We start from the raw sequence: 25419 nt of genomic DNA, 5'->3' as shown, positions 1-25419 counted from the left end.
CAAGCCTCGGGTTACACGCCCGGAGCACGAAATCCTGCGCACATCAGCGCCGGTACATCGGGGAGAGATCATGAACAAGATTTTCGAGGTCCCACTCTACGCTTATCAGCGCAGCCCGGATCAGGATGCAACCATCGCAGTCCGCCATAAGGTGATCGTGATCGGCGCTGGACCAATCGGCCTGGCCACAGCCATTGATCTGGCGCAGCAAGGGGTCGAAGTCGTGGTGTTGGACGACAATGACAAGGTTAGTTTCGGCAGCCGGGCCATTTGTTTTTCTCAGCGCACCCTTGATATCGCCGACCGTCTGGGGGCAAGCCGTCCTATGGTGGAAAAAGGCGTGCAATGGGACACGGGCAAGGTCTTTTTCAACGACCGCCAAGTCTATGAGTTCAATCTGCAGCCCGATGCGGGTTATGCGAACCCAGCCTTCATAAATCTGCAGCAATACTATTTTGAGAACGCCCTGGTCGATCGCGTGCGGGAATTGCAGGCTGACGGCGCGCCCATCGAAATCCGCGGGCGCAACAAAGTCGAAGCCATTGGCACCCATGACACTCATGTCACTCTTGAGGTCGAAACTCCAGAAGGCCCCTATAATGTCGAAGCCGAATGGTTAATCGCCTGCGACGGGGCAAGTTCTCCGACCCGCCGGATGCTGGGGCTCGATTTTGAAGGCCGCGTGTTCGAGGACAACTTCCTGATCGCCGATGTGGTGATGGAGGCCGACTTCCCATCAGAACGTTGGTTTTGGTTTGATCCTCCCTTCAATCGCGGTCAATCGGCGTTGTTGCACAAGCAACCCGACAATGTCTGGCGCATTGACCTGCAGTTGGGACGAGACATCGACACGGACCGAGAGAAACAGCCCGAGAACGTCATTCCGCGCCTCAAAGCGATGCTGGGCGAGGACGTTGAGTTCGATCTGGAATGGGTCTCGATCTATACGTTCCAGTGCCGCCGGATGGAGCGCTTCCGCTACGATCGTGTGCTGTTTGCCGGCGACAGCGCCCATCAGGTCAGCCCGTTCGGAGCACTGGGTGCGAATGCCGGAATGCAGGACGCCGACAACCTGTGCTGGAAACTGAAACTTGTGATCGACGGCAAGGCACCCGAACTTCTGCTGGACAGTTACAGTCGAGAGCGGGTGCAGGCAGCGGACGAGAACATCACCAAATCCAGCCGCTCGACCGATTTCATCACGCCGAAATCCGAAATGTCACGTCTGTTGCGGGACGCTGTTCTGGACCTGAGCGAAAAGCATGAATTTGCGCGTCCGCTGGTCAATTCCGGACGGCTGAGCACACCCTGCACCTATGAGAGGTCCTCGCTAAGCTCGGCCGACGCGCTGAACGGACCGAGCATAACCCGGCCCGGTTCAGCCTGCCCTGATGCGCCACTGGGAGACGAATTCCTGCTGCCGAAGCTGGCGGGCAAGTTTACCCTGTTGACCATAGACGCTGACGCGCCTGAACGGATCGAAGAGGGCGGTGTCGAAGCCACGCGGCTCGCGCTTTCGGTCAAGGATGACCTGACGCTGGAGCTCAAGCGCCGCTATCTGGGGGATGCGACCAGTGCAGTCTACCTGATCCGCCCCGACCAACATGTTGCTGCCCGGCGAGACAGCTACGAAGAAAACACATTCCGGCAGGCAATCCGCCGAGCCACAGGTAAGGAGTAAGCAAGATGGCTGATCTGATCCTCACCGCCAACCTAGACGATGCTGATGATTTTTATGCCAGTTTGCTGGCTGCGTATGATGGGTTGGACAAACCTGCCAGCGATGCGTTGAACGCGCGGCTTATTCTTATACTAGCCAACCATATCGGAGATGCCGACGTACTGTCGGAAGCTGTGAAAACGGCGGCAGGGTATTCGACCTAAGGAAGGTCTAAGCCCGCGCACATAATTTGTGTGTGGCCGCAGGTAGGAATGGGTGTCGGGTCGCCTTAGGTTGGTCTCATCTGAGAAATGAGGACGCCATGCCAGAAATCGTAGGCTATCACGCCCATGTCTATTTCGACGCAGACACCCAAGCCACAGCAAAACAAATCTGTGAAGAAGCTGCCCGCCTTTTTCCCGTTGCGATGGGTCACATGCACACGCGCCCCGTTGGCCCGCACCCCCGTTGGAGCTGCCAGCTGGGCTTTGCTGCCGATGCCTTCGCTCAAGTCATTCCCTGGCTGATGCTAAACCGACAAGGGCTGACCATCTTCACCCACCCCGAGACCGGCCAGCATCTCGAGGACCATCGCGACCGGGCCATCTGGATGGGCGAGATGCTGGATCTGAACCTTTCAATGTTCGACAAGGCCGGTTCTTAAGACAGTGCCCGCGCCTGATCCCGCAGTACGAACTTCTGTACCTTACCTGTCGATGTCTTCGGCAGAGTTCCGAACACCACAGTCTTTGGCGCCTTGAAGTGGGCCATATTGTCCCGGCAAAACGCGATCAATTCCGCCTCGGTCGCCGTAGCGTCGGGTTTCAACTCGACGAAGGCACAAGGCGTTTCCCCCCATTTCTCATCGGGGCGAGCCACCACCGCGGCCTCCATCACCGCTGGGTGTTGATACAGGATTCCCTCAACCTCGACGGATGAGATATTCTCGCCGCCCGAGATGATGATGTCCTTGGACCGATCCTTGAGCGCGATATAGCCGTCGGGATACATCACCCCCAGATCGCCCGAGGCGAACCAGCCGCCATTAAAAGCTTTGTCCGTCGCATCAGGGTTCTTCAGATAGCCTTTCATCACGACATTGCCCTGCATAAAGATTTCACCCATGGTTTCACCATCTGCAGGCACACGCTCCAGCGTCTCGGGATCGGCCACCATCAGCCCGGACAGGGCCGAATAGCGCACCCCTTGCCGCACCTTCAGCGCGGCGCGTTCCTGCGCATCCTTGGCATTCCATTCATCCTTCCAGGCACAGACGACGGAGGGGCCGTATGTCTCAGTAAGCCCATACACGTGGGTCACCTCGACCCCCATCGCCTCCATCGCCTCGATCACGGCGGCAGGTGGCGGGGCACCGGCGGTCATCACCTTGATCTGATGGTCGAAATCCTTCAGCTCGTCAGGCGCATGGGCCAGCATGTTCAGCACAATGGGTGCGCCACAAAAATGCGTGACCTTTTCATCGCGGAAAGCGGCATAGATCGGCTCGGCCCGCACCGCGCGCAGGCAGACTGAAACGCCTGCATTGGCGGCCATCGCCCAGGGGAAACACCAGCCGTTGCAGTGGAACATCGGCAAGGTCCACAGATAAGTGGAATGTTTGGGCATATCCCAGTCCAACAGGTCGGACTGTGCGTTCAGTGCCGCCCCTCGGTGGTGATAGACCACCCCTTTGGGGTTGCCTGTGGTGCCCGAGGTATAGTTCAGCGTGATTGCGTCCCACTCATCACCGGGCAAGGACCATGCGTATTCCGGATCGCCCTCAGCCAGCAGCGCATCATAGGTCAGGCTGCCCAGCTTTTCGCCGCCGTCAAAGCTGGGGTCTTCGATGTCGATCACCAGAAGGTCATGATCGACCTCCTTCAGCGCCTCTTTCACAACGCCCGCAAACTCGGGATCGACCAAAAGCACTTTGGTTTCAGCGTGGTTCAGGATGAAGGCTATGATCGGTGCATCCAACCGGGTGTTGATCGCATTCAGAACAGCCCCGGCCATGGGAATGCCAAAATGCGCCTCATACATCTCTGGAATATTGGCGGCGATGATTGAGACAGTATCGCCCGAGCCGATACCACGTCCAGCGAGTGCGCCCGCTAAACGGCGGCAACGCGCGTAGGTCTCAGCCCAGTTGTAACGGCGTTCGCCATATACGACCGACGGGTAATCCGGATAAACCTGCGCCGTGCGTTCAATGAAGCTCAGCGGGGACAAGGGCGCATAATTCGCCCGGCATTTGTCCAGATGATATTCGTAAATTTGTGTGGCTCCCATCCGCTGATCCTCCCAAATCGCGATTGCGAGACTTGAGCATAAAGATGCGCGCCTGAAAATCCGCAAAAATACTATGTTAGGATGAACTGGCGATATGGGATAATGCTATCTGGCCCTATCTCTGGCAGGCCATTTTGGGTGATCTGCACTATCACAAACATCTGTCGGATCGGGACCATTCCCGTATTCCGCCTTCCGCATCTGACTGAAAGGACATGTCATGGACGGCACGTTCAACGAAAACGATCTTTCCCGCGTAGTCGAGGCCGACCGCGCCCATCTCTGGCATCACCTGATCCAGCATAAACAGTTTGAAACCAATGACCCACGCATCATTGTCGAAGGCAAAGGCATGCGCGTTTGGGACCAGAAGGGCAAAGAGCATCTGGACGCGGTTTCGGGTGGCGTCTGGACTGTCAACGTCGGCTATGGCCGCGAATCGATCTGTAAGGCGGTTTACGACCAGCTGATGAAAATCTGCTATTTCGCCAATTCCGCCGGCTCGATCCCCGGTTCGAACTTTGCTGAAATGCTGATCGACAAAATGCCGGGCATGAGCCGCGTCTACTACACCAACTCGGGCTCGGAAGCGAACGAGAAGGCCTTCAAAATTGTCCGTCAGATCGCGCACAAGAAATACGGCGGCAAGAAAACCAAGATCCTGTATCGTGATCGCGACTATCACGGCTCGACGCTGGCAACCATGTCGGCAGGTGGTCAGGACGAGCGCACCGCGCAATACGGCCCCTTTGCACCCGATTTCGTGCGCGTGCCGCACTGCATGGAATACCGCAAGCACGAGCTGGACGGTGCACCCGTTGAAAACTTTGGTGAATGGGCTGCCAATCAGATCGAAGAGGTCATCCTGCGCGAAGGCCCCGAGACCGTCGGCGCACTGTGCCTTGAGCCGGTAACCGCAGGTGGCGGCGTGATCGAAGCCCCCGAGGGCTATTGGCAGCGTGTGCAGGAAATCTGCAAGAAGTACGACGTGCTGCTGCATATCGACGAAGTGGTTTGCGGCGTTGGCCGTACCGGCACCTGGTTCGGCTATCAGCAATACGGCATCAAGCCGGACTTCGTAACCATGGCCAAAGGCGTTGCCTCGGGTTATGCGGCGATTGCCTGCATGGTCACCACCGAAGAAGTCTTTGATATGTTCAAGGACGACGCAGCTGATCCGATGGGCTACTTCCGCGACATTTCGACCTTTGGTGGCTGCACCGCCGGTCCGGCAGCGGCTATCGAGAACATGCGCATCATCGAAGACGAGAACCTGCTTCAGAACTGCACCGACATGGGCGACCGTATGCTGGCTAACCTGCAGGCGCTGATGGAAAAGCACAAGGTGATCGGCGACGTCCGCGGCAAGGGCCTGTTCCTGGGCGCAGAACTGGTCGCAGACCGTTCGACCAAAGAGCCGATGGACGAGAAGAAGGTTCAGGCGGTTGTAGCCGACTGTATGGCGCAGGGCGTCATCATTGGTGCCACCAACCGCTCGATCCCAAGCCGCAACAACACGCTGTGCTTCTCGCCCGCGCTGATTGCGACGGCGGATGACATCGACCAGATCACCGACGCGGTCGACGGTGCGCTGGGCCGTGTGTTTGGGTAACGCTCCGATCTTTGAAACCAATGAAAACCGGCACTTAACGTGCCGGTTTTTCTTTAAAGCATGTGGCGTACTAGCCGGACTGCTTGAGTTGCTCATTCATGTCAGCGAAAGACACGGCCCAGAATTCTGCTAGAAATACGGAACATTCCTGCTCGGAAATTTTCGAACGCACACCATCTCCATCGGTAGCGATACCCATTGTATAGCGTAATTCAGTTCCATTATCTGTTTCGGTCAGATGGTATGTTTCGGGAAAGCTGATTTCTGGGCGCGCAGGGTCCAAAATGCGGGTTGAGAAATACTTAAAGGGTTCCCAATCTGTCACGCGATAGAAAAACTGAGCCATCGCGTGCGCGCAGTGATAGCCCGATCCGGGACCAAGACGTCCCAGAGGGTTCTCCATTTTGATGTCACTGACGCTGTTCATCCATTTCAGTTTTTGTTCTGGGGCAACCAGAGCCTCCCATACAAGGCCGATGGGCGCGTCGAAATGATAGCGCAGGGTCCAGACGCCGTCCTGCTCTTCGAGGAAATCACGTTGACGGCCAGCGCGCATCGTCTCCCATGATTTGGCCAAGTCGTAGACCTTCATCCCGACCTCGCCAAAATACTCAATTTCTTGGGAAAACGGCTCCATAATGTCGCTGATATCCATCGCTTCACCTGCGGCTTCACTAAACAGGGCGTAGCTGCGGATGCCCGTACGCTTGGCAACATCCGTCTTGGTCATTCTGTGGACAAGAATGACGTCGGCACCAGAAATATCTTTGGTCGGACCCAGCTGCAATTCATCGAATTGACCGTGATGAGCGATGATCTTCAGATCCAGGTTTTCGACATTCGCACAAGCTTGGCATGGGCAGGTCGTGTTGGCGATGATGTCCTGCCGCCTGAGCGTAAACGCATTGTAGAGGTTTTCGCAAATGGTGAGGAACGTCTCTCCTGAGGGAAAATCTTGACGCGTCGAATAAGCCAAAACAGCGTCGCCGTCTGTCTTCCAGAAGTGCAACGGGTCACCCACCTGTTCTAGCAATACTCCCAAAAGAGACTGCAGAATGGGATTGGCATGATCCATTTCCGATGACGTCAGAAACTGAGTGTAGCCGGTAATATCGGCTATCAGCAGATAGCCTGTATGCGTCGATGTCATTGGTCGCCCCCCCAACGGAAAAATGATTACCCCTCGCCTTTATAAGACGAAAACACACTCGAACAAATGTGGCTGATCAAGGCAGGTTAACTTGGAAATTCATCCGCTGCGTTATTTCGTTTGGAGCGCAATTGTCGGTTGGTCATGAAAAAAGACCGCCCCAACGGGACGGCCCTTCGTTCACTGTCTCTCTAAAAGACGATCAGGCTGCCAGAGCGGCCTGAGCTTTGGCGACGATCGCGCCGAACGCTTCCGGTTCGTGCACGGCCAGGTCGGCCAGAACTTTGCGGTCCACTTCGATACCGGCCAGGTTCAGGCCGTTGATGAAGCGGGAATATGTCAGTGCTTCGTCATGCGAACGGACAGCAGCGTTGATACGCTGAATCCACAGGGCGCGGAAGTTGCGCTTGCGGTTCTTACGGTCGCGGGTTGCGTACTGGTTGGCCTTGTCGACGGCCTGACGGGCAACCTTGAAGGTGCTCTTGCGGCGGCCATAGTAACCTTTGGCGGCCTTGATGACCTTCTTGTGACGGGCGTGAGTTACGGTTCCACCTTTAACGCGGGACATCTCTTAATCTCCTCTTAGCGGTCGTAGGGCATGTAGCCCTTGACGATCTTGGCGTCGGGGGCGGACAGGGTGGTGTTGCCACGGGCGTCGCGGATGAACTTTTTGGTCCGCTTGATCATGCCGTGCCGTTTGCCGGCCTGGCCAGCAAGGACCTTACCGGTCGCAGTCACCTTAAAGCGCTTCTTGGCGCTCGACTTGGTCTTCATCTTAGGCATTTCCGTCTCCTTTCAGGGTTCGGTACTAAACGCGACTCGGCATGCCATCTCGGCCGGTCACGCGATCAGAAGCGCCGTTTACGCAAGTTTTGTCATACTGGCAAGGGGGTTTGGAGCAGAATCTCGCGATTCTCAGGATGGTCATGTACCGGGGCGGCGCAGGCCGCCCCGATAGTACGGGTTAGTGCTCGAACTTGCGAATCTCGCCGCTCTTCAACCGGGCCGCGTAGCTGGCCAGCTCTTCACGCACCACCTTCATCAGGAAGTACAATGCAAAGACGTTCACAACCGCCATCGCAAAGATCGCCGCATCCGAGAAATCGATGACCGGGCCAAGGTTGGCTGCTGCACCGATCACAACGAAAATGCAGAAGATGACCTTGAACACCAATTCCTTAGTGTGACCTTCGCCGAACAGGTAGGTCCAAGCCTTGAGGCCATAGTAAGACCAGCTGATCATGGTCGAGAAAGCAAACAGAACCACTGCAATCGCCAGTACATAGGGGAACCAGCCAAACGCACTGCCAAAGGCGGCCGAGGTCAGGCTGACACCCGAGTTGCCGTCAACGGTTGCAATCGCGTTACCTGCTTCGTTCAACATGTACTTGCCGGTTTCCGGGTCGATGATTAGCTGCTGGGTGATGATGATCACCAGTGCGGTCATGGTACAGATCACGACCGTATCGATGAACGGTTCCAGCAGCGACACAAAACCCTCGGTGATTGGTTCTTTGGTCCGAACAGCCGAGTGCGCAATGGCCGCAGAACCAACGCCCGCCTCGTTCGAGAACGCCGCACGGCGGAAACCCTGGATCAGCGCACCGACCATGCCACCCGCTACACCAAGACCAGTAAAGGCGCCTGCGAATATCTGGCCGAAGGCCCAGCCTATTTGGTCTGCATGCATGATGATGATCACAAGTGCTGCTGCCACATACATCACACCCATGAACGGCACGACCTTCTCGGTCACGCGCGCGATGGATTTCAGACCACCGACAATCACCGCAAACACGATGCCTGCGAAGACCAGACCGGTAATCCATCCAGGATAATCTCCGGTTATTCCTGCGATTTGCTGATGCGCCTGATTGGCCTGGAACATATTGCCCCCACCCAGCGCGCCTAGAATACAGAAGATCGAGAACAGAACGGCCAGAATCTTACCGCCCGGCAGGCCCAATTCAGCGAACCCTTTGGACATGTAATACATCGGACCGCCCGAGACAGTGCCGTCTTCGTATTCATTGCGGTATTTAACGCCCAGCGTACATTCGGTGAATTTCGACGCCATGCCCAGAAGGCCCGCGACGATCATCCAAAAGGTAGCACCCGGCCCGCCGATCCCGACAGCCACGGCCACACCGGCAATGTTACCAAGGCCGACTGTGCCGGAAAGCGCCGTCGCCAGCGCTTGGAAATGGCTGACCTCACCGGCATCGTTTGGATCGGAATAATCACCTTTGACCAAGCTGATCGAATGTCCAAAGAAGCGAAGCTGCACAAAGGCAAAATACAGTGTGAAAACTGTTGCCGCGATCACAAGCCATCCTACGATCCATGGGAATCCCGTGCCCGGAAACGGAGCAAAAATAAAGCTGACAAAAGGCCCCGTGAAATCAGCAAACGCCTGATTGATCTTATCGTCCAGACCAGGCGCTTCTTGCGCGATTGCCGGATTGGCGAACAAAGCCGCGACAGTACCGAGGCATAGTTTTTGAAGCATATTCATTTTCGTCACTCCCCTCAGTTCACGACCGTGACCGGCACGTCGGCATGCATCACGAGATTCTGGGTCGAACTGCCAAACAGCCGTTTCTTGAAGCCATCTGCTGAGGCGCGACCGACGATGATCTGCGTTCCATCATTTTCGACCGTGATGGCATTCAGTGTCTCCGCCACGTCGCCATGTCGAACAATGCCTCTCGCCGTAAAACCAGCGGTATTCAGCGCGTCCACTGCCGGGGTGACAATGCGTGAGGTAGCCAGTTCAATCTCTTCCTCGCGCCGTTTGTGCCGCAAAGCGTTTTCTTCAGGTGTCTGAAAAGTAAATGGAGACCATTCAATCACATAAACTACAAGCAACTCACATGATCCAATCCGCCCCGCCAAGTCCTTGGCAAAGGCGATTGCGCGTTCCCCGGTTTCTGTCCCGTCCAGTCCTATGACAATTTTCGTTGTCATGACGTCCCTCCGTTATCGTTGATTTTACCGAGGCCCGTGCCCCCGGCAGAGCGGCCGGAACTTGGAACTTTCTGAGTAGACCGCCCCTACGGGCAAGTATCCGGGAAAAACACCGAAAAACAGAGAGGAAATTGCCAGACTCAACCCAGAGTCCGGTTTTTTATTGATTTTACTACCATATTTTCGCCTATAAAATAGGCAATTCCACATTGCAGCATCACGCGGATCTACCTCAACGCCCCGTTTAACCCGGATCGGTGTTATAGATCAGACGTTCATCACAGGGTGCAATCCGCAGGATATTAGTGGTTCCAGGCACGTTAAACGGCACGCCAGCAGTCACTACGATCTGGTCGGTCTCTGTGGCGAACCCACCAGAGCGAGCAGCGCGGGCGGCGTTAACAACGGCGCCTTTAAAACGCTCAAGTTCGGGCGTCATCACGCAATGGCACCCCCAGGTCAGGCACAAGCGTCGCGCGGTTCCTGTCGCAGGCGTCATCGCGATAATCGGAACACCGGGGCGTTCTCGCGCAGTCAACAGCGCCGTGGTGCCGCTTTGAGTGAAACAGCAGATCGCCTTAATGTCGGTCTTTTCCGCAATCTCACGCGCAGCGGCCACGATACCATCGGCGATTGTTGTGCCTTTGGCGGTGCGGGACGCCGCGATGATCTGCGTGTAGGTCGGATCAGCCTCAACCTCGATTGCAACCTTGTTCATGGTTTGCACGGCCTCGATCGGGTACGAGCCAGCCGCCGATTCCGCGCTGAGCATGATGGCGTCAGTGCCTTCATAAATCGCAGTGGCCACATCCGAGACTTCGGCCCGTGTCGGCATCGGGCTTTCGATCATGCTCTCCAGCATCTGAGTTGCCACGATCACCGGCTTGGCCGCACTGCGACATTTCCGTACCAGCCGTTTCTGGATCGGTGGCACGGCAGAAACGGGCAGCTCAACACCCAAATCGCCCCGTGCGACCATGATTCCGTCCGAGGCATCGAGGATATCTTCAAACGCCTCAACCGCCGCAGGTTTTTCGATCTTGGACAGGATTGAGGCACGCCCGTCAGCCAACGCGCGCGCTTCGAACACGTCCTTGGCGCGCTGCACAAAGCTAAGTGCCAGCCAGTCGACACCCAATTGGCAAACAAATTCCAGATCGTCACGGTCCTTGGCCGACAGCGCCGCCAGCGGCAGAACCACGTCAGGCACGTTCACCCCCTTACGGTTCGAAATCGTACCGCCGACCTCAACAGTGCAATTGGCAAAGTTCTGACCACAGTCCTGAACGATCAGGCGAATTTTACCATCGTTGACCAACAGGCGCGCGCCCGGTTCCAATGCGGCGAATATTTCAGGATGTGGTAGGCATACGCGGCTGCCATCGCCCAGCGCGGCGTCAAGATCCAAACGAAACGCAGCGCCCTCTTCCAGTTCTTCCGCGCCATTGGCGAATTCTCCCACCCGCAGCTTTGGGCCCTGCAGATCGGCCAAGATGGCAATCGGACTGTCCAGATCCTTTTCCACCTGCCGGATGATCCTGTGCCGTTCGCGGATTTCGTCGTGGCTGCCGTGGCTCATGTTGAGGCGGAACACATCCGCACCTGCCTCGTGCAGTGCACGGATGGTGTCATAATCATTGGACGCCGGTCCCAGCGTCGCCACAATTTTTACATTTCTCAGGCGTCGCATTGGTGGCGCTCTCCTCAGGTCCCTGTTCAGTTCCGCAAAAATGTTACCGCAAACATTGCTTCAAGCCGCTTATTGCGCAATTCCCTTTCCGAAGCAACTGCCCTACACCTGCGACAAACTAGATGACAGGCTTATGACGTACTCTCCGTTTTTTATCCACGGCGCTGATCGCCCCTCGCGCTGGTTGATCACATGCGACCACGCGACCAATACAGTACCGCCCGAAATCAATGGCGGTGACCTCGGCCTTCCTCGCGAAGACATGGAACGTCACATCGCCTATGACGTGGGTGCCTATGAGGTGTCAAAACATCTGGGAGAGATCCTGAACGCCCCCGTGATTGCGGCCAACTTCTCGCGCCTGGTGATCGACCCAAACCGGGGTGAGGATGACCCGACCCTACTGATGAAGCTCTATGACGGTTCGATCATCCCCGGCAATCGCAATGCTGATGCGGCCGAGCGGGAGCGGCGTCTGAACATGTGCTACCGCCCCTATCATGAGGCGCTGGAGCGTATGGCCGGCCTGCCCCATGCGGTGATCGTTTCAATGCATTCGTTTACGCGCCAACTGCGTGGCCGGCACCCGCGCCCGTGGCATATAGGTGTGCTGCATACCCCGGACGAACGGTTCTCGCGCCCACTCATCGACCGGCTTGAGGCGGAAGACGATCTATGTGTCGGCGTCAACGAACCGTATACCGGAGTGCTGCCAGGCGACGCGATTGACCGGCATTGCACAGTTCATGGCCGTCCGAATGCTCTGATCGAACTGCGCAACGATTTGATTGCCGATCACGCGGGACAGCGCGACTGGGCCGAGCGGCTTGCCGTAATCTTGCAGGACGCATTGGTCGATAGCGGCTTGTGACGTTGGGTCATCCGAGGCTGCTTTCAGGCCTCACGTTATTGTGAGCGTATTCCTTGCACCCCATATATTGGAGGAAAGGAGACGACCATGACTCAGGAATTCCTGACGACCGTCTTCGGCTGGATGACGGTCCTGAACATCGCCCTTTTGGGCTTTACCACGCTGATGATCCTTGCCTTGCATGACTGGATAGCGGGCATTCACGGCAGAATGTTCCAGATGGAGCGGGCTGATGTGAAAAGGGCCTATTTTAGGTATCTTGCCAACTACAAGATCCTGACGATCGTGTTCTGCCTGATGCCTTGGCTGGCGCTCAAACTGGCATAACACTGACATCCAAAGCTGCGAAGGGCCCAATGGCCCTTCGTGATTGTTGTAAGACCACGATTGGATTGTTAGGTCAGACACAACACACCAGAAAACCGTTCGGAGCCAGACCATGGACAAGCAAACCGAAATCGAACTTCAGGCCGCCGCTTTCCGCCGGTTGCAGAAGCACCTGATGGAAGACCGCACGGACGTGCAGAACATCGACATGATGAATTTGGCCGGGTTCTGCCGCAACTGCCTGTCCCGCTGGTATCAGGAAGCCGCCAATGAAAAGGGCATTGAAATGGGCAAGGACGAAGCCCGTCAGATTTTCTACGGCATGACCATGGATGAGTGGAAGGCCAACTATCAGACCGATGCCAGCCCCGAGAAACAGGCCGCCTTCAAGGTTGCCTTCGAAGAGAATGTCGGCAAACAGGACTGACGCCCCGAAATGCAAAAGGCCCGCCGAGTTGGCGGGCCTTTCCTTTAGATCGCTGCCTTGCGGCTTTCATCCAGATAAATCTCACGCAGGCGCTTGGCAATCGGGCCGGGTGTTCCGTCGCCCAGTGTTACGCCATCAATCTCGACAACCGGCATAACAAAGGCACTGGCTGAAGTCGTGAAGGCCTCATCCGCCTCTTTGGCCTCATCAATGGTGAACAGGCGCTCTTCGACTTCCATCTGCGCCTCGGCCGCCATACGCAGGACGGCTTTGCGAGTGATCCCGTGCAGGATGTCCCTGGACAGCGGACGGGTAACAATCTTACCGTCCTTGACGAAATACGCGTTGTTGCTGGTGCCTTCGGTCACATAGCCGTCTTCAATCAGCCACGCATCGTCACAACCTGCTTTCTTGGCCATCATCTTGCCCATCGACGGGTACAGCAGCTGCACTGTCTTGATGTCGCGGCGGCCCCAGCGGATATCCTCGATCGAGATGACACTGGCACCTTTCTTGGCCGCAGGGCTGTCGGCGAGGCCCGGCTTGTTCTGTGTGAACAGAACGAGGCTGGGCTTAGTATCGGCCGAAGGGAACACAAAGTCCCGGTCGCCATCCGAACCGCGGCTCACCTGAAGGTACACAAGGCCCTCCACGATGCCGTTCATCTCCACCAGCTTGCGGTGAATTTCCAACAGCTCGTCCTTGGTGCAGGGCTCAGCCATCTCCAGCTCGTCCAGCGAGCGTTTCAGGCGCACAGCATGGCCTTCGAAGTCAATCAGCTTGCCATCCAGAACGCTGGTGACTTCGTAGACAGCGTCTGCAAACAGAAAACCACGGTCAAAGATAGAAACCTTGGCTTCGGTCTCGGGCAGATATTCGCCATTTACATATACGGTGCGGGTCATGTCTTGTCTCCTCAGCCCCAGAGTTCCGCTTTCGGCGGGTGCACTCCGGCATCGTCAAAAATCAGTGGGTTGTCGCGGTCTTCGGCCAGAAGAAGCGGGCCGTCAAGGTCTGTAACCATCGCGCCTTGCGCCAGAAGTGTCGAAGGTGCCATGGCAAGCGAGCTGCCGACCATGCAGCCGACCATCACGCGATAGCCCTCGGCCAGCGCCTGTTCGCGCAGGGCCAGCGCCTCGGTCAAACCCCCGGTCTTGTCGAGCTTGATGTTGACCACATCATATTTGCCTTTCAGCTTGGGCAGGCTGCTCCGGTCATGGCAAGATTCGTCGGCACACACTGGCACCGGGCGCTCCATTCCGATCAGCGCATCATCTTCCCCGGCAGGCAAAGGCTGTTCGACCAGCGCAACCCCCAACCGCACCAGATGCGGTGCAAGATCTGCATAAACCCCGGCGGACCAACCTTCATTGGCGTCAACAATGATCTTGGAATTGGGCGCTCCAGCACGGACAGCTTCCAGACGGGGCATGTCATCCGGCGTGCCCAGCTTGATCTTCAACAGCGGACGATGCGCATTTGCCGCGGCCTGCGCCTGCATCGCCTCGGGCGTATCCAGCGACAGGGTATAGGCAGTGATCTCGGGGCCCGGTAGCGGTAGCCCGGCCAGTTCCCAAGCGGGTTTACCTGCGCGCTTGGCCTCCAGATCCCACAACGCGCAATCCACCGCATTGCGGGCAGCGCCTGCGGGCAACAGCTCCATCAAAGCAGCACGATCAAACGTCTCGGGCAAACCGGCAATCTCGGCCTCGACTGACTCAAGCGTCTCGTCATAGCGTGCGTAGGGAACGCATTCGCCCCTGCCCTCATACGCCCCATCCGTCACACGCACGGTCAGCACCTTGGCTTCGGTCCGCGACCCACGCGAAATGGTAAAGACCTGCGCCAGTCGGAATACATCACGAGAGACTTCAATCTGCACGCGCCCGCTCCTTCATCTTTTTGAAAATACTCCCGCCGGAGGCATCCTCCGGCGGAGTCCTTTGATCACACTGCAGCCAGCGCGTCGACCAGTTTACCAGCGCCAAAGCGATAGGGATCGGTTGCGGGCAGACCCATTTCGGCTTCGACCTTGGCGATATAGTCCTTCGCCTCGTCCTCGCTCAGGTGCTGCGTGTTGATCGAAACACCGGCGACCTGACAATCCGGGTTGGCAACCCGCGCCAGCGGCAGCGCCGTGTCACGCAATTGCTCGAGGGTCGGCAGCGAAAACTCTGGCAGGCCACGCATATGCGTGCGCGTCGGCTCGTGGCACAGGATCAGCGCGTCCGGCTGGCCGCCATGGATCAGAGCCATGGTTACACCAGAATAGGAAACGTGGAACAGCGAACCCTGCCCTTCGATGTGATCCCAGTGATCCGCATCGTTGTCAGGCGTCAGGTACTCAATCGATCCCGCCATGAAATCCGCAATCACCGCGTCCAGCGGCACGCCGTGCCCGGTAATAAGAATGCCGGTCTGGCCTGTCGCGCGGAAGGTCGACTTCATGCCACGCTTGCGCATTTCGGCGTCCATGGACATCGCCGTATACATTTTGCCGGCCGAGCAATCGGTTCCAACGGCCAGACAGCGTTTGCCGCTGCGCTTTTTACCATTGGCAATTGGGTAACCAACGGTCGGAACACGCACGTCGTGCAGAGTGCCACCATGCGTCTGTGCAGCAGCGACCAGATCACCTTCGTCCCGCAGCAGGTTGTGCAAGCCCGATGCCACGTCATACCCCATATCCAGCGCGGCAATCAGAACCTCTTTCCAGGCTTGGCTGATAACGCCGCCACGGTTGGCCACGCCAATGACCAGTGTTCTGGCGCCGGCCTCTTTGGCCTCGGCCAGGGTCATGTCGGTCAGGCCCAGGTCAGCCTTGCAGCCTTCCATCCGAAACTGGCCCACGGCATTTTCAGGACGCCAGTCCCGGATGCCGATGGCCACTTTGGCCGCCAATTGGTCGGGCGCATCGCCCAAAAACAGCAGGTACGGTGTCTCGATCATTGCGGTTTACTCCTTTGATTCCAACCTAGCCTATGGGACGTGTTCGACGAGTGCTTCGCGTTTTCATCCGACATCATTCGGACGAATGGGAGATTTTCCCGCATTATCGCAAAATGCTGCAAGTATCTTTCAAGTTTTCACAGTGATTATAATTTAATCACCGGTCTTGGCGCATCCTGCAGCAGATGCTGCGAACGCAATGCCGCATCTGCACAAAGATACTTGCGTATAGTTGCGCAATTTAATACCTCAATACGCAAGAAAATTGTAATTTCCTTACTCGCACGAGGTCCAGATGAGCTTTCGCCTTCAACCCGCCGCCCCTGCGCGCCCTAACCGCTGTCAGCTGTTCGGGCCTGGGTCAAATACCAAGCTGTTCCCGAAAATGGCTGCATCGGCAGCAGATGTAATCAACCTGGACCTTGAAGACTCGGTTGCACCCTCGGACAAGGACGTCGCCCGCGCCAATGTGATCGAGGCGTTGAATACGGTCGATTGGGGCAGCAAATATATGTCGGTGCGGATCAACGGCCTGGATACGCCCTATTGGTATCGTGATGTGGTAGATCTGCTTGAACAAGCCGGAGACCGTCTGGATCAGATCATGATCCCCAAGGTCGGCTGCGCAGAAGATGTCTATGCCGTGGACGCGCTGGTGACTGCCATCGAGCGCGCAAAGGGCCGCACCAAACCGGTGTCCTTCGAGGTCATCATCGAATCTGCCGCTGGCATTGCGCATGTCGAGGAAATCGCAGCTTCGTCGCCACGGATGCAAGCAATGAGCCTAGGTGCAGCAGACTTTGCAGCCTCGATGGGAATGCAGACCACCGGCATCGGCGGCACGCAAGAAAACTACTATATGCTGCGCGAAGGTGAAAAGCACTGGTCCGACCCTTGGCACTGGGCGCAGGCCGCCATCGTCGCGGCGTGCCGCACTCATGGCGTGCTGCCGGTTGACGGGCCGTTCGGCGATTTCTCGGATGATGAAGGGTACATTGCGCAGGCCAAACGCTCGGCCACGTTGGGTATGGTTGGCAAATGGGCAATTCACCCCAAGCAGATCGCACTGGCCAATCAAGTCTTTACCCCCTCAGACGAAGCTGTATCAGAGGCACGCGAAATTCTGGCCGCGATGGAACAGGCCAAGGCCAATGGCGAGGGTGCCACCGTTTACAAAGGCCGCCTGGTCGATATCGCCTCGATCAAACAGGCTGAGGTCATAGTGGCGCAGGCCGAATTGATCGCCGCCAACGGCTAACATTAAAAAGGCGCCCTGCGGGGCGCCTTTGCTTTACCGGCCGAAAACGTCGTTGGGTGTCCAGGTGAACCGCTCACCCTGTTTGCCCGACTTCATCATCAGGCAGGACGTTCCGAGTTTCTGGTAATAAAAGATTTTCAACGGATACCACCCGGCTTGCGGCACTTCCACCTCGGTTCGTTGATTGGCTTCACAACCCTGAACACCGTTCACGCGGCCTATCTCTTGGCCCCCAACCCAAGCTTCTATCCCGTCGTTCGACCATGTTTCGAGCTCGTAAATTCCGGGTGAATCAAAACGCATATACCCCGTGACTTCAGCGGCAACATTATAAGCGCCGTCGAACGTCATAACATCCTCACCCTTGCTGGTGTCCCTGTAATCCAACCCCCGCAACGGTGCTCCGGGCTTTGCTTGAGACAGCAGGCTCTTTGCCTGGCTCAGGTCCCGGATCTTCTTGTGCTGATTTCCGGTACCGAAGTATTTCACATTCAACCCGGCCTGCGGGCTGGGCTGCGGGTTGGCGGGTTGCAGTTTCAACGGTGCAGAAATGCCCACCCCAGCGATCAACGCCAAGGCTGCAGCAAGCGCTCCGGTTCGGATGAATGTCATGGTCATCTCCCTGAGTTTGGTTCTGATGGGGTTGATCCCCATTTGATTGACCTTTGTGATGACAGTAAGACCTGAGAATTTACCGGGCAAGACGGCAATCGATCACATTCTCGCCCATTAGGCGCGCATGTCCTTGGGCGATCCCATGACCACGTAAGACGTGATCGAAGTTACATGCGGCAGAGTTCCCAATACCTCGGTATGAAAAGTTTTGTATGCGGGAAGATCGGTGCATTCGACACGCAACAGATATTCAATAGTGCCGGTAATATTGTGGCATTCCACAACCTCTGATGCATTTTGCAAGGCGCGTTCGAAACCTTCTTGGGCTGCTTTGGTGTGCTCTCCCAAACCAACACCGATATAAGCGACAAAACCCACCCCCAGCGCTGATGGGTTCAGCACCGCACGATAGCCCGAGATCACACCTGCACGCTCCAGCTCTTGCACCCGACGTAGGCAAGCCGAGGGGGATAAACCGACCCGATCTGCCAGCTCCAGATTGCTGATACGGCCATCACGGGACAATTCTCGCAATATATGGTGATTTATTTGATCAATCTTCGTCATTAATTGTGAAAATACTATAGCTACGCATCAGAACGCAATTTCATTTGCCCCTTGCGCGGTAATTATGCGCCGCATGACCTATGACATTCTTCTGGCCCTGATTGCCTTTGCCTTTGTGTCGTCCATCACGCCGGGACCGAACAACTTGATGCTGATGGCATCGGGCGCCAATTTCGGATTTCGCCGCACGATCCCGCATATGCTGGGAATCGGTCTGGGGTTCACGGTCATGGTTCTGCTGGTTGGCACCGGTCTGGCGCAGATGTTTGACCGGTATCAGATAAGCCATACGGTGCTGAAGGCAGCCTCGGTGCTTTACCTGCTGTACCTCGCGTGGAAGATTGCACATGCGGCCCCCGCGTCGGGCGCGAAGGCCAAAGGCGACCCCATGACCTTTTTGCAGGCCGCCGCCTTTCAATGGGTCAACCCCAAGGCCTGGACAATGGCCCTGACGGCTACCACGGTCTATACGCCAGACCATACGTTGCAGGCCATTGTGATCGTGGCTGTGGTATTCGGTGCAGTGAACTTGCCATCGGTCAGCACATGGACCGTGCTAGGGCAGCAAATGGCACGAATTCTGACCAACCCGCGCCGATTGGTTATGTTCAATTGGACCATGGCGGCGCTACTGGTCGCCTCGCTTTATCCGGTCCTGCTGTCAAATTGAGCTGCTTCGGCGGAAGGCTGATTTTGGCATCCTACCAATCTCCTTGCCTTTTCGGGTGGCCATATTCCACATCCGCAAATCATGCTGAGTTGCATCCCGGGCAGCCACAGGTCATATAGCAGAGAACTTCCGCGTTGAGAGGCGTCATGACCCAGTATCTGGATTTCGAAAAACCGCTGGCCGAAATCGAAGGCAAAGCCGAGGAATTGCGAGCGCTTGCCCGTGCCAACGAAGAGATGGACGTTGCCGAAGAAGCCGCCGCGCTGGATGCAAAAGCTGCCAAACTATTGGAAGAGCTTTATGATGATCTGACCCCCTGGCGGAAATGCCAGGTGGCGCGACACCCTGAGCGCCCCCATTGTCAGGATTATGTTGAGGCGCTGTTCACAGAGTTCACCCCGCTGGCCGGTGACCGGAACTTTGCCGATGATCTGGCAGTAATCGGTGGCCTGGCCCGTTTCAACGACCAGCCGGTGATGGTGATCGGCCACGAAAAGGGATCCGACACCAAATCCCGGATTGAGCGCAATTTCGGAATGGCCCGCCCCGAGGGGTATCGCAAGGCTGTGCGCCTGATGGAGATGGCCGGACGCTTTGGCCTGCCCGTGATCACCCTGATCGACACGGCGGGTGCCTACCCTGGCAAAGGCGCTGAGGAGCGCGGCCAGTCCGAGGCCATCGCGCGTTCAACCGAGATGTGCCTGAAGATCGGTGTGCCGCTGGTTTCGGTGATCATCGGCGAAGGTGGCTCGGGCGGGGCCGTTGCCTTTGCTACCGCGAACCGCGTAGCGATGCTGGAGCATTCGGTCTATTCGGTGATTTCGCCCGAGGGCTGTGCCTCGATCCTGTGGAAGGACGCTGAAAAAATGCGCGAAGCGGCCGAAGCGCTGCGCCTGACCGCGCAAGACCTGCACAAGTTGGGCGTTTGTGATCAGATCATCGCCGAGCCCAAAGGCGGTGCACACCGCGATCGTCCTGCTACGGTTGAATCGGTCCGCGAGGCAATTGCCGCCATGCTGAAAGAGCTGGATGGTAAAGATGCGGCGGCCCTGATTAAGGACCGCCGCCAGAAATTCCTGGATATCGGATCAAAAGGGCTGGCGGCGTAACCGTCAGCCTCCCAATTGTCGTAAAAGCGCGACAGAGGGTTCACTGGTCACCGGCAGCCCATTGGCGCGCTGATAGGCGCTGATGGCGGATTTGGTGTTGTTGCCGATCACCCCATCCGCACCCTGTGTATCGTACCCCGCCGAGGTCAGACGACGCTGAAGCTCCTTACGATCTTCCAGCGTCAGACCCGTGGCATCCGGTCCGAATGATGCCTTGAACGGTGCACCACCCGCAATTCGATCAGACAAATGCCCGACGCCAATCGCGTAGCTGTCTGAGTTATTGTAGCGCTTGATCACCTGGAAATTCCGAAACACGGCGATACGCGGCCCGGGCTTTTGCGGTTGCAACATCGCGACAGGTGTACCCGACACGGTTCCCACCTCTCCACCCCAAGGTTGTCCCCGCACCCAGCCTGCGCGCGCCAGATAAGCTGCGGTTGACGCCAAGGAATCCGTGGGGTCATCCGACCAAATATCCCGCCGCCCGTCACCGGTGAAATCCACAGCATAGGCAAGGTATGATGTGGGAATGAACTGGGTGTGCCCCATCGCTCCGGCCCAGCTACCTGTCATTTTGTCGGACGTCGTGTCGCCCTCTTGAATGATCTTCAGGGCTGCGATCAATTGCTTCTCGAAAAACGCCCCGCGTCGCCCGTCGTAAGCCAGCGTAGACGTTGCCGAGATTACTGGCACATCGCCGCGCCGCGCGCCATATCGGCTTTCCAGCCCCCAAACCGCCACTACGACTTCTTTATCGACGCCATACTTCGCCTCGATCTGCGACAGGGTGCCTGCGTGGCGCACCAGCATCTGCTTTCCGGTCTCGATCCGTTCATCCGACGCCGCAATCGCCAGGTAATCTTCAAGCGAGCGTTTGAATTCGACCTGATTGCGGTCGCGCTCGATCACGTCAGGCAAATACCCGGCCCCCTGAAAGGCGCGATTCAGAGTGTTCTGCGAAATACCCTGCGACGCCGCGCGACCCTTGAACCCAGCCACCCAAGCATCCCATCCTGCATTGGGCACCGCCCGCATCCGCGTGGCTGGGGCGCTTGTGGGGGCACCAGTGGAACAGGCGGAGAAAAGGGTCGCCCCGAGCCCTAAGGAAAATGTCCGTCGATTGATCATGACTGAAATCTGCTCTTGTTGTGGTTTGGTCCAGAGTAACCCAGACCTAACCTCCAAGCCACTACGACAAAGCCGTTCAGACGCAATTTCAGGGCTTCGGCAACAAGCCGCTCAGCTTACCAGCAGCCGCAGGCCCTGCGTCACGTCCGAGCGAACGGCCAGCCGCAATCCGGGTTCGTCCCCGGCTTGCAAAGCTGCGATGATCAGCTTGTGGTTATGCGGCGGATCGGTGCGCCGCAATCGCCCGTAGAGCGCACGCATGGTGGGGCCAAGTTGCAACCAAACGGTTTCAGCAATCGCCAGCATGGCCGGGGCCTGCGCCCGCAGATACAGCGTGCGGTGAAATTCCAGATTGGTACGGATATAGCCGACAGCATCGCGCTTAGTCACCATCTCGGCCACGTTCATGTTGATGCTCTGCAGCCGGTCGATCAGTGCCATATGCGCCCTCGGCAACGCCCGGCTAGCCAGCTCGACCTCAAGCAATGCGCGCAGGGCCGCCAGTTCCTCGATCCGGTCATTGGTCAGCTCGGGTGTTGAGACACGGCCCGAAGTCGACAGGAACAACGCGCCTTCGGCCGCCAGCCGTCGCACAGCCTCACGCGCGGGTGTCATCGAGACACCGAATTCCTTGCCAATCCCCCGCAAGGTCAGCGCCTGCCCCGGTGCCATCTCTCCGTGCATGATACGTGAACGCAGGGCGCGATAGACCTTATCATGCGTGGCAGTCTGCGATTCTGAAGGACGTGCAGTCAACATACCCTCATGTGATCACAAATATGCGCTGGGTCAACTCACTGCAGCGTCAAATCGGTACTGATGCAATACCGCCCCATTGTCGCCCAGCCAACGCCGTTGCGTTCGGCAGTCACCGAATATCCGTTCCACCTGTTTCCAAAAGGCACGCGAATGGTTCATTTCAACCAGATGTGCCACCTCATGCGCGGCCACATAATGCAGAATCTCGGGTGGGGCGAGGATCAACCGCCATGAGAACATAAGCACCCCGGCAGAACTGCACGATCCCCAGCGGGATCTGGTATCGCGGATCGTCAGGCTGGAATAAGACTGACCCAACATCGCCGCGTAATCATCGCAGGCTCCGGTCAAACGATCCCGCGCCAACTCTTTGAGAAATCGGGCAAGACGTCTTGCCTCCGCCCCTTCGGGAACCGCGATCTCATCGGCATGCAGTTGGACCCGTCGGCCAGACGCTGGAACGATTCGCCGCTCGACCCCCTCGACGGGAATGGACCGACCGAATTGAACCACCGCCGGGTCGGGACGATCCTGCAGATGTTGGCGTATCCAGTCCTCTTTCGTTCGGGCGAAACTCAGTGCCTCGGCCTCGGGCACACCCTGTGGGTAAGTCAGTGTAACCCGTCCATCCAATTGCGAAATTCGCAGACTGATGCGCCGTGCCCGCGCCGATTTTCGCAGCGTCAGCGCCACCGGAGGCCTGCCGGGCAGTGCGTGATCTCCCATATGCCTGTTTCTCCTGCTCAAAGGCTTTGACAGTGCCCGCTGCATGTGGCACGTGACCTGAATCATTACTACGACTCACCTGATATCAAGGGGATTTGAGATGCCCAAGGAAGAATGGGGTGTAAAGCGCGTTTGCCCGACCACTGGCAAGCGGTTTTATGACCTGAACAAGGACCCGATCGTTAGCCCCTACACTGGCGAGATCGTGGAGCTTGAGACCGGCAAAAGCCGAATGATCGCCGCAGATGCAGAAGATGCAGCCTCGGCCAAAGCGCGTGAGAGCGCGTCGGAGGACGATCTGGTTCTGGATGATGACGACAATGTCGATGTCGATCTGGATGATGATCTGTTGGACGATGATGACGAAGACAATGATAAGGTCTCGTTGGACGATATCACTGACATGTCGTCGGAAGACGAAAACTAAAACCGGCAAGAGGCGGCCAGCTGCCGCCTCATGTCGCCCCCGACGTAGGTTGGAAAGTTTTTAGCTTTTTCCATTTTTGGACTTGCACTGTCCGCCATCGTCTCATAAACGTCCGTCCACTGCTTCGGCAGTACCTTGATGGGGCCTTAGCTCAGTTGGGAGAGCGCTTGCATGGCATGCAAGAGGTCAGGGGTTCGACTCCCCTAGGCTCCACCATCTCACCTTCCCCAAAAGCGCTGTAAGAGAACGTTCTTCTCGATTGGCTCCATATTGCCGAAGTTAGGGTAAATACGCCGGATACTTGCCGACGACCGTCATTTCATGCGGCTGGCTTGCCTGTATTGGATTTTGTCGATCCACCTGTACCAGGTCACGGCAGCGGGCAGAAACCATGGATTGCCGCGATACAGCGGTCGGGTGGGAAAGGGTAACCCGTCCAAGGCAGTTTTACCCGCGGCCTTGCCAAGAATCTTCTGTCCAACCCGCATACCCAAATAACTGGCCAAAGACACACCTGTACCACAATACCCCATCGAATAGTGCACGCCGTCATGAACCCCGATATGAGGCAGCTCATCAAAGGTATATCCCACAGTACCAGTCCAAGAATTTGAGAATCCGTAAGAGGCCAGCTGCGGGAAAATCCGGCACATATCAGCATGCAATTTCGGACCACTCACGGATGGGTCGGTTTCTTTGGCTGAGACACGCCCCCCAAACAGAATACGCGTCCTGTCAGGAGAAGTTCGGTAGTAATAGACAACCTTGCAGGTGTCGTTGACGATACGGTTCGTTGGCAACAACTCATCCAACAAGGACGCGGGCAGAGGATCAGTTGCAATGATATAGCTGCCAATCGGGATAATGCGGCGCTGCAACCATTTGCAAAGTGGCCCGCTGTAACCGCCAGTGGCGACCACTACATCTCGTGTTTGCACCACGCCTTTCGATGTTTGCAAAAGGAATCCATTGGGGTTTTTCTCTACCGTATCGACCCGGCAATTGCCTGTGACATGTACACCAGCCTCTATCGCTTTTTCCAACAAGCCACGGTGATACCTCGCAGGATCCAGGGAAGCATGATGCGGGTAGACGACTCCGCCAAAGTAGACGCGCGACCCTAGTTCACGATGCTGTTCGTCCCGCGGAACCGCATAAGCATCCGCACCTTCGGTCTTGTTCAGCTTTTCTGCAAGGCGCACCAGCCCTTCATAGTGCCTAGGGGTATGGGCCGCATGATACCGTCCGCATCGCACGAAACCGCAATTGATCCGCTCAGTTCGAAGGAAATCATCAATCCAGTTCAGAGCATTAATGCCTTCTTGGCGAATACCTCTGGCTCTCTCTGGCCCGTAACGCGCGCTGAGTTTCTCAAAATCAGGCTTGATACTGGTGCTGATCTGGCCACCGTTTCTTGTGCTGCAGCCCCAGCCAACGTCGTTTGCATCAAGGACCAACGTCGATCTTCCCGCCCGGGCCGTCACCAATGCCGCATTCAGTCCGGTATATCCAGATCCGACAATGGCGACATCGACCTTCTGCAAAGGGACTTCTGGGCGCGCACTGGGCGAAGGCAAATCCTGAAGCCAATACACCCCTTCGGCTTTATCTTGAGGATGAGCAGCCCCAGATTCATGTAGTGGCATAGTCGCTTTCATTCCGTTCGGCTCGCAGAATCTCTTTATAATCTGTTATACTTACCGGTGTCGGCGACAAAGGCATTCTTTGCCGTTCAATGTAAAACCTGGGAGGTTGGTGTAGAACTTGCCAACAGTCCGGGTACAACCAATGCGCGGAATGGTCAGCAAATCCCAGCCAGCATTCGGACCAAAAGCAGAACGCTCAGAACTAAGCATTGGAGTTTTAAAGCCAAAACATCAACGAAGGAGCGTTTTTGCGACTTCTAGCTGTGCAGCGAGTGAAGGCACCCTATCGGGCGTATTTTCCTCACAGGGTCGCGAGTGACAGGCGAGCACGAAAATTACCGTGCGGGCACGGCCTCACCTATATTCCAGAACCCGCAAGAGTTAGGTTGAATTGACAGGTTGCTGCTATTTTCCTGGGGCGTTTGCCAGCCCCGTGACTATCACAGAAGATATTCACAGGGCGATTTGGGCAACTTGGTACGTCGGTAAGGTTTACACGCGGAGCACATGCACCGAGCACCGAGCGTGGCGCACGACGAGAGCGGCTGTTGACCCCAGAAAGAAGTCTT

General features: G+C 56.8%; 27 protein-coding genes and 1 tRNA gene. 12 read left to right on the top strand and 16 right to left on the bottom strand.

All coding sequences use genetic code 11. The features are described 5' to 3' along the window. The first annotated feature begins 70 nt into the window (after window positions 1-70). From GOW93_RS17465 to GOW93_RS17455, 3 genes are all read left to right on the top strand, one after another. Entirely contained in the window at window positions 71-1681 is a 1611-nt protein-coding gene (locus tag GOW93_RS17465) for an FAD-dependent oxidoreductase (protein WP_170387113.1), read from the top strand. A 5-nt stretch (window positions 1682-1686) separates the two neighbouring features. Continuing rightward, complete coding sequence (locus GOW93_RS17460) at window positions 1687-1884, top strand: DUF2783 domain-containing protein (RefSeq protein ID WP_170387112.1); 198 nt, start codon at window positions 1687-1689, stop codon at window positions 1882-1884. Between the two features lie 98 nt (window positions 1885-1982). After that, a complete protein-coding gene (locus tag GOW93_RS17455; protein WP_170387111.1) occupies window positions 1983-2324 on the top strand; it encodes a DOPA 4,5-dioxygenase family protein in 342 nt (113 codons plus the stop codon). Here the strand turns inward: GOW93_RS17455 and GOW93_RS17450 are convergent. Further along, entirely contained in the window at window positions 2321-3949 is a 1629-nt protein-coding gene (locus tag GOW93_RS17450) for an acyl-CoA synthetase (RefSeq protein ID WP_170387109.1), read from the bottom strand. The genes GOW93_RS17455 and GOW93_RS17450 overlap by 4 nt on opposite strands. 220 nt (window positions 3950-4169) lie before the next feature. Here GOW93_RS17450 and GOW93_RS17445 point away from each other — a divergent pair, with 220 nt between their 5' ends. Continuing rightward, window positions 4170-5561 carry an aminotransferase family protein gene (locus GOW93_RS17445; RefSeq protein WP_170387107.1) on the top strand — a complete coding sequence of 464 codons (1392 nt, stop codon included), beginning with the start codon at window positions 4170-4172 and terminating at the stop codon, window positions 5559-5561. Between the two features lie 70 nt (window positions 5562-5631). Here GOW93_RS17445 and GOW93_RS17440 read toward each other — a convergent pair whose 3' ends face one another. The 6 genes from GOW93_RS17440 to pyk all read right to left on the bottom strand — a co-directional run bounded on the left by GOW93_RS17440 (window position 5632) and on the right by pyk (window position 11368). Continuing rightward, window positions 5632-6711 carry a DUF2652 domain-containing protein gene (locus GOW93_RS17440; protein WP_170387105.1) on the bottom strand — a complete coding sequence of 360 codons (1080 nt, stop codon included), beginning with the start codon at window positions 6709-6711 and terminating at the stop codon, window positions 5632-5634. 202 nt (window positions 6712-6913) lie between these two features. Continuing rightward, window positions 6914-7279: a 50S ribosomal protein L20 gene (gene rplT / locus GOW93_RS17435; protein WP_008756009.1), complete on the bottom strand. Its 366-nt coding sequence runs from the start codon at window positions 7277-7279 to the stop codon at window positions 6914-6916. A 14-nt stretch (window positions 7280-7293) separates the two neighbouring features. Then, window positions 7294-7494 (bottom strand): 50S ribosomal protein L35, encoded by a 201-nt coding sequence (rpmI, locus tag GOW93_RS17430; RefSeq protein ID WP_010443552.1) that lies wholly within the window; start codon window positions 7492-7494, stop codon window positions 7294-7296. A 181-nt stretch (window positions 7495-7675) separates the two neighbouring features. Further along, window positions 7676-9226, bottom strand: coding sequence for an alanine/glycine:cation symporter family protein (locus GOW93_RS17425; protein ID WP_170387103.1), 1551 nt, complete (start codon window positions 9224-9226; stop codon window positions 7676-7678). A gap of 14 nt (window positions 9227-9240) precedes the next feature. Continuing rightward, window positions 9241-9678 (bottom strand): universal stress protein, encoded by a 438-nt coding sequence (locus tag GOW93_RS17420; RefSeq protein ID WP_170387101.1) that lies wholly within the window; start codon window positions 9676-9678, stop codon window positions 9241-9243. 244 nt (window positions 9679-9922) lie between these two features. Next, the gene (gene pyk, locus GOW93_RS17415) at window positions 9923-11368 is read right to left on the bottom strand and encodes a pyruvate kinase (protein WP_170387099.1); all 1446 of its coding nucleotides are present in this window, start codon (window positions 11366-11368) and stop codon (window positions 9923-9925) included. Window positions 11369-11501: 133 nt separating this feature from the next. Between pyk and GOW93_RS17410 the strand changes: the two genes are divergently transcribed. The 3 genes from GOW93_RS17410 (at window position 11502) to GOW93_RS17400 (ending at window position 12993) form a co-directional block, all read left to right on the top strand. Continuing rightward, the gene (locus tag GOW93_RS17410; protein WP_170387097.1) at window positions 11502-12239 is read left to right on the top strand and encodes an N-formylglutamate amidohydrolase; all 738 of its coding nucleotides are present in this window, start codon (window positions 11502-11504) and stop codon (window positions 12237-12239) included. A gap of 87 nt (window positions 12240-12326) precedes the next feature. Beyond that, entirely contained in the window at window positions 12327-12566 is a 240-nt protein-coding gene (locus GOW93_RS17405; RefSeq protein WP_170387095.1) for a DUF6868 family protein, read from the top strand. Window positions 12567-12678: 112 nt separating this feature from the next. Continuing rightward, window positions 12679-12993 (top strand): DUF1244 domain-containing protein, encoded by a 315-nt coding sequence (locus tag GOW93_RS17400; protein WP_170387093.1) that lies wholly within the window; start codon window positions 12679-12681, stop codon window positions 12991-12993. 44 nt (window positions 12994-13037) lie between these two features. On the opposite strand, the gene GOW93_RS17395 is transcribed toward GOW93_RS17400, so the two are convergent. The 3 genes from GOW93_RS17395 to dgcN form a co-directional block, all read right to left on the bottom strand. Continuing rightward, window positions 13038-13898: a D-amino-acid transaminase gene (locus tag GOW93_RS17395; RefSeq protein ID WP_170387091.1), complete on the bottom strand. Its 861-nt coding sequence runs from the start codon at window positions 13896-13898 to the stop codon at window positions 13038-13040. Between the two features lie 11 nt (window positions 13899-13909). Beyond that, window positions 13910-14875, bottom strand: coding sequence for an N-acetyl-D-Glu racemase DgcA (gene dgcA / locus GOW93_RS17390; RefSeq protein WP_170387089.1), 966 nt, complete (start codon window positions 14873-14875; stop codon window positions 13910-13912). Between the two features lie 65 nt (window positions 14876-14940). Next, the gene (dgcN, locus tag GOW93_RS17385) at window positions 14941-15942 is read right to left on the bottom strand and encodes an N-acetyltransferase DgcN (RefSeq protein WP_170387087.1); all 1002 of its coding nucleotides are present in this window, start codon (window positions 15940-15942) and stop codon (window positions 14941-14943) included. Between the two features lie 295 nt (window positions 15943-16237). Here dgcN and GOW93_RS17380 point away from each other — a divergent pair, with 295 nt between their 5' ends. Continuing rightward, window positions 16238-17200 (top strand): L-malyl-CoA/beta-methylmalyl-CoA lyase, encoded by a 963-nt coding sequence (locus GOW93_RS17380; RefSeq protein WP_170387085.1) that lies wholly within the window; start codon window positions 16238-16240, stop codon window positions 17198-17200. A gap of 33 nt (window positions 17201-17233) precedes the next feature. Here GOW93_RS17380 and GOW93_RS17375 read toward each other — a convergent pair whose 3' ends face one another. Then, the gene (locus tag GOW93_RS17375; protein ID WP_170387083.1) at window positions 17234-17812 is read right to left on the bottom strand and encodes a PA14 domain-containing protein; all 579 of its coding nucleotides are present in this window, start codon (window positions 17810-17812) and stop codon (window positions 17234-17236) included. A 117-nt stretch (window positions 17813-17929) separates the two neighbouring features. Beyond that, window positions 17930-18382 (bottom strand): Lrp/AsnC family transcriptional regulator, encoded by a 453-nt coding sequence (locus GOW93_RS17370; RefSeq protein ID WP_170387080.1) that lies wholly within the window; start codon window positions 18380-18382, stop codon window positions 17930-17932. A 73-nt stretch (window positions 18383-18455) separates the two neighbouring features. On the opposite strand from GOW93_RS17370, the gene GOW93_RS17365 reads away from it, so the two are divergent. Both GOW93_RS17365 and GOW93_RS17360 read left to right on the top strand, forming a co-directional pair. Then, the gene (locus tag GOW93_RS17365) at window positions 18456-19052 is read left to right on the top strand and encodes a LysE family translocator (protein ID WP_170387276.1); all 597 of its coding nucleotides are present in this window, start codon (window positions 18456-18458) and stop codon (window positions 19050-19052) included. 146 nt (window positions 19053-19198) lie between these two features. Further along, window positions 19199-20161: an acetyl-CoA carboxylase carboxyltransferase subunit alpha gene (locus GOW93_RS17360; RefSeq protein WP_170387078.1), complete on the top strand. Its 963-nt coding sequence runs from the start codon at window positions 19199-19201 to the stop codon at window positions 20159-20161. Window positions 20162-20164: 3 nt separating this feature from the next. On the opposite strand, the gene GOW93_RS17355 is transcribed toward GOW93_RS17360, so the two are convergent. The 3 genes from GOW93_RS17355 to GOW93_RS17345 all read right to left on the bottom strand — a co-directional run bounded on the left by GOW93_RS17355 (window position 20165) and on the right by GOW93_RS17345 (window position 22777). Then, window positions 20165-21292 (bottom strand): lytic murein transglycosylase, encoded by a 1128-nt coding sequence (locus GOW93_RS17355; RefSeq protein ID WP_170387076.1) that lies wholly within the window; start codon window positions 21290-21292, stop codon window positions 20165-20167. 111 nt (window positions 21293-21403) lie between these two features. Next, window positions 21404-22051: a GntR family transcriptional regulator gene (locus GOW93_RS17350; RefSeq protein ID WP_170387074.1), complete on the bottom strand. Its 648-nt coding sequence runs from the start codon at window positions 22049-22051 to the stop codon at window positions 21404-21406. A 30-nt stretch (window positions 22052-22081) separates the two neighbouring features. Beyond that, window positions 22082-22777 (bottom strand): M48 family metallopeptidase, encoded by a 696-nt coding sequence (locus GOW93_RS17345; RefSeq protein ID WP_254443670.1) that lies wholly within the window; start codon window positions 22775-22777, stop codon window positions 22082-22084. A gap of 100 nt (window positions 22778-22877) precedes the next feature. On the opposite strand from GOW93_RS17345, the gene GOW93_RS17340 reads away from it, so the two are divergent. Beyond that, entirely contained in the window at window positions 22878-23204 is a 327-nt protein-coding gene (locus GOW93_RS17340; RefSeq protein WP_170387070.1) for a TIGR02300 family protein, read from the top strand. A 140-nt stretch (window positions 23205-23344) separates the two neighbouring features. Then, a tRNA-Ala gene (locus GOW93_RS17335) sits at window positions 23345-23420 on the top strand. A 98-nt stretch (window positions 23421-23518) separates the two neighbouring features. On the opposite strand, the gene GOW93_RS17330 is transcribed toward GOW93_RS17335, so the two are convergent. Next, on the bottom strand, window positions 23519-24850 hold the full coding sequence (locus GOW93_RS17330) for an NAD(P)/FAD-dependent oxidoreductase (RefSeq protein ID WP_170387068.1): 1332 nt from the start codon (window positions 24848-24850) through the stop codon (window positions 23519-23521). Window positions 24851-25419 lie beyond the last annotated feature (569 nt).

This window comes from Ruegeria atlantica, assembly GCF_013032455.1.
GTDB classification, from domain to species: Bacteria; Pseudomonadota; Alphaproteobacteria; order Rhodobacterales; family Rhodobacteraceae; genus Ruegeria; species Ruegeria atlantica_B.
Note: the sequence above shows the minus strand (reverse complement) of the source record. Positions and strands in the feature narration are given on the sequence as shown.

Bases quoted from the DNA above. Each gene is read 5' to 3' on its own strand.
- GOW93_RS17465 (WP_170387113.1), top strand. From the start codon at position 71: ATGAACAAGATTTTCGAGGTCCCACTCTACGCTTATCAGCGCAGCCCG.
- GOW93_RS17460 (WP_170387112.1), top strand. From the start codon at position 1,687: ATGGCTGATCTGATCCTCACCGCCAACCTAGACGATGCTGATGATTTT.
- GOW93_RS17455 (WP_170387111.1), top strand. From the start codon at position 1,983: ATGCCAGAAATCGTAGGCTATCACGCCCATGTCTATTTCGACGCAGAC.
- GOW93_RS17450 (WP_170387109.1), bottom strand. From the start codon at position 3,949: ATGGGAGCCACACAAATTTACGAATATCATCTGGACAAATGCCGGGCG.
- GOW93_RS17445 (WP_170387107.1), top strand. From the start codon at position 4,170: ATGGACGGCACGTTCAACGAAAACGATCTTTCCCGCGTAGTCGAGGCC.
- GOW93_RS17440 (WP_170387105.1), bottom strand. From the start codon at position 6,711: ATGACATCGACGCATACAGGCTATCTGCTGATAGCCGATATTACCGGC.
- rplT (WP_008756009.1), bottom strand. From the start codon at position 7,279: ATGTCCCGCGTTAAAGGTGGAACCGTAACTCACGCCCGTCACAAGAAG.
- rpmI (WP_010443552.1), bottom strand. From the start codon at position 7,494: ATGCCTAAGATGAAGACCAAGTCGAGCGCCAAGAAGCGCTTTAAGGTG.
- GOW93_RS17425 (WP_170387103.1), bottom strand. From the start codon at position 9,226: ATGAATATGCTTCAAAAACTATGCCTCGGTACTGTCGCGGCTTTGTTC.
- GOW93_RS17420 (WP_170387101.1), bottom strand. From the start codon at position 9,678: ATGACAACGAAAATTGTCATAGGACTGGACGGGACAGAAACCGGGGAA.
- pyk (WP_170387099.1), bottom strand. From the start codon at position 11,368: ATGCGACGCCTGAGAAATGTAAAAATTGTGGCGACGCTGGGACCGGCG.
- GOW93_RS17410 (WP_170387097.1), top strand. From the start codon at position 11,502: ATGACGTACTCTCCGTTTTTTATCCACGGCGCTGATCGCCCCTCGCGC.
- GOW93_RS17405 (WP_170387095.1), top strand. From the start codon at position 12,327: ATGACTCAGGAATTCCTGACGACCGTCTTCGGCTGGATGACGGTCCTG.
- GOW93_RS17400 (WP_170387093.1), top strand. From the start codon at position 12,679: ATGGACAAGCAAACCGAAATCGAACTTCAGGCCGCCGCTTTCCGCCGG.
- GOW93_RS17395 (WP_170387091.1), bottom strand. From the start codon at position 13,898: ATGACCCGCACCGTATATGTAAATGGCGAATATCTGCCCGAGACCGAA.
- dgcN (WP_170387087.1), bottom strand. From the start codon at position 15,942: ATGATCGAGACACCGTACCTGCTGTTTTTGGGCGATGCGCCCGACCAA.
- GOW93_RS17380 (WP_170387085.1), top strand. From the start codon at position 16,238: ATGAGCTTTCGCCTTCAACCCGCCGCCCCTGCGCGCCCTAACCGCTGT.
- GOW93_RS17375 (WP_170387083.1), bottom strand. From the start codon at position 17,812: ATGACATTCATCCGAACCGGAGCGCTTGCTGCAGCCTTGGCGTTGATC.
- GOW93_RS17370 (WP_170387080.1), bottom strand. From the start codon at position 18,382: ATGACGAAGATTGATCAAATAAATCACCATATATTGCGAGAATTGTCC.
- GOW93_RS17365 (WP_170387276.1), top strand. From the start codon at position 18,456: ATGACCTATGACATTCTTCTGGCCCTGATTGCCTTTGCCTTTGTGTCG.
- GOW93_RS17360 (WP_170387078.1), top strand. From the start codon at position 19,199: ATGACCCAGTATCTGGATTTCGAAAAACCGCTGGCCGAAATCGAAGGC.
- GOW93_RS17355 (WP_170387076.1), bottom strand. From the start codon at position 21,292: ATGATCAATCGACGGACATTTTCCTTAGGGCTCGGGGCGACCCTTTTC.
- GOW93_RS17350 (WP_170387074.1), bottom strand. From the start codon at position 22,051: ATGTTGACTGCACGTCCTTCAGAATCGCAGACTGCCACGCATGATAAG.
- GOW93_RS17345 (WP_254443670.1), bottom strand. From the start codon at position 22,777: ATGGGAGATCACGCACTGCCCGGCAGGCCTCCGGTGGCGCTGACGCTG.
- GOW93_RS17340 (WP_170387070.1), top strand. From the start codon at position 22,878: ATGCCCAAGGAAGAATGGGGTGTAAAGCGCGTTTGCCCGACCACTGGC.
- GOW93_RS17330 (WP_170387068.1), bottom strand. From the start codon at position 24,850: ATGCCACTACATGAATCTGGGGCTGCTCATCCTCAAGATAAAGCCGAA.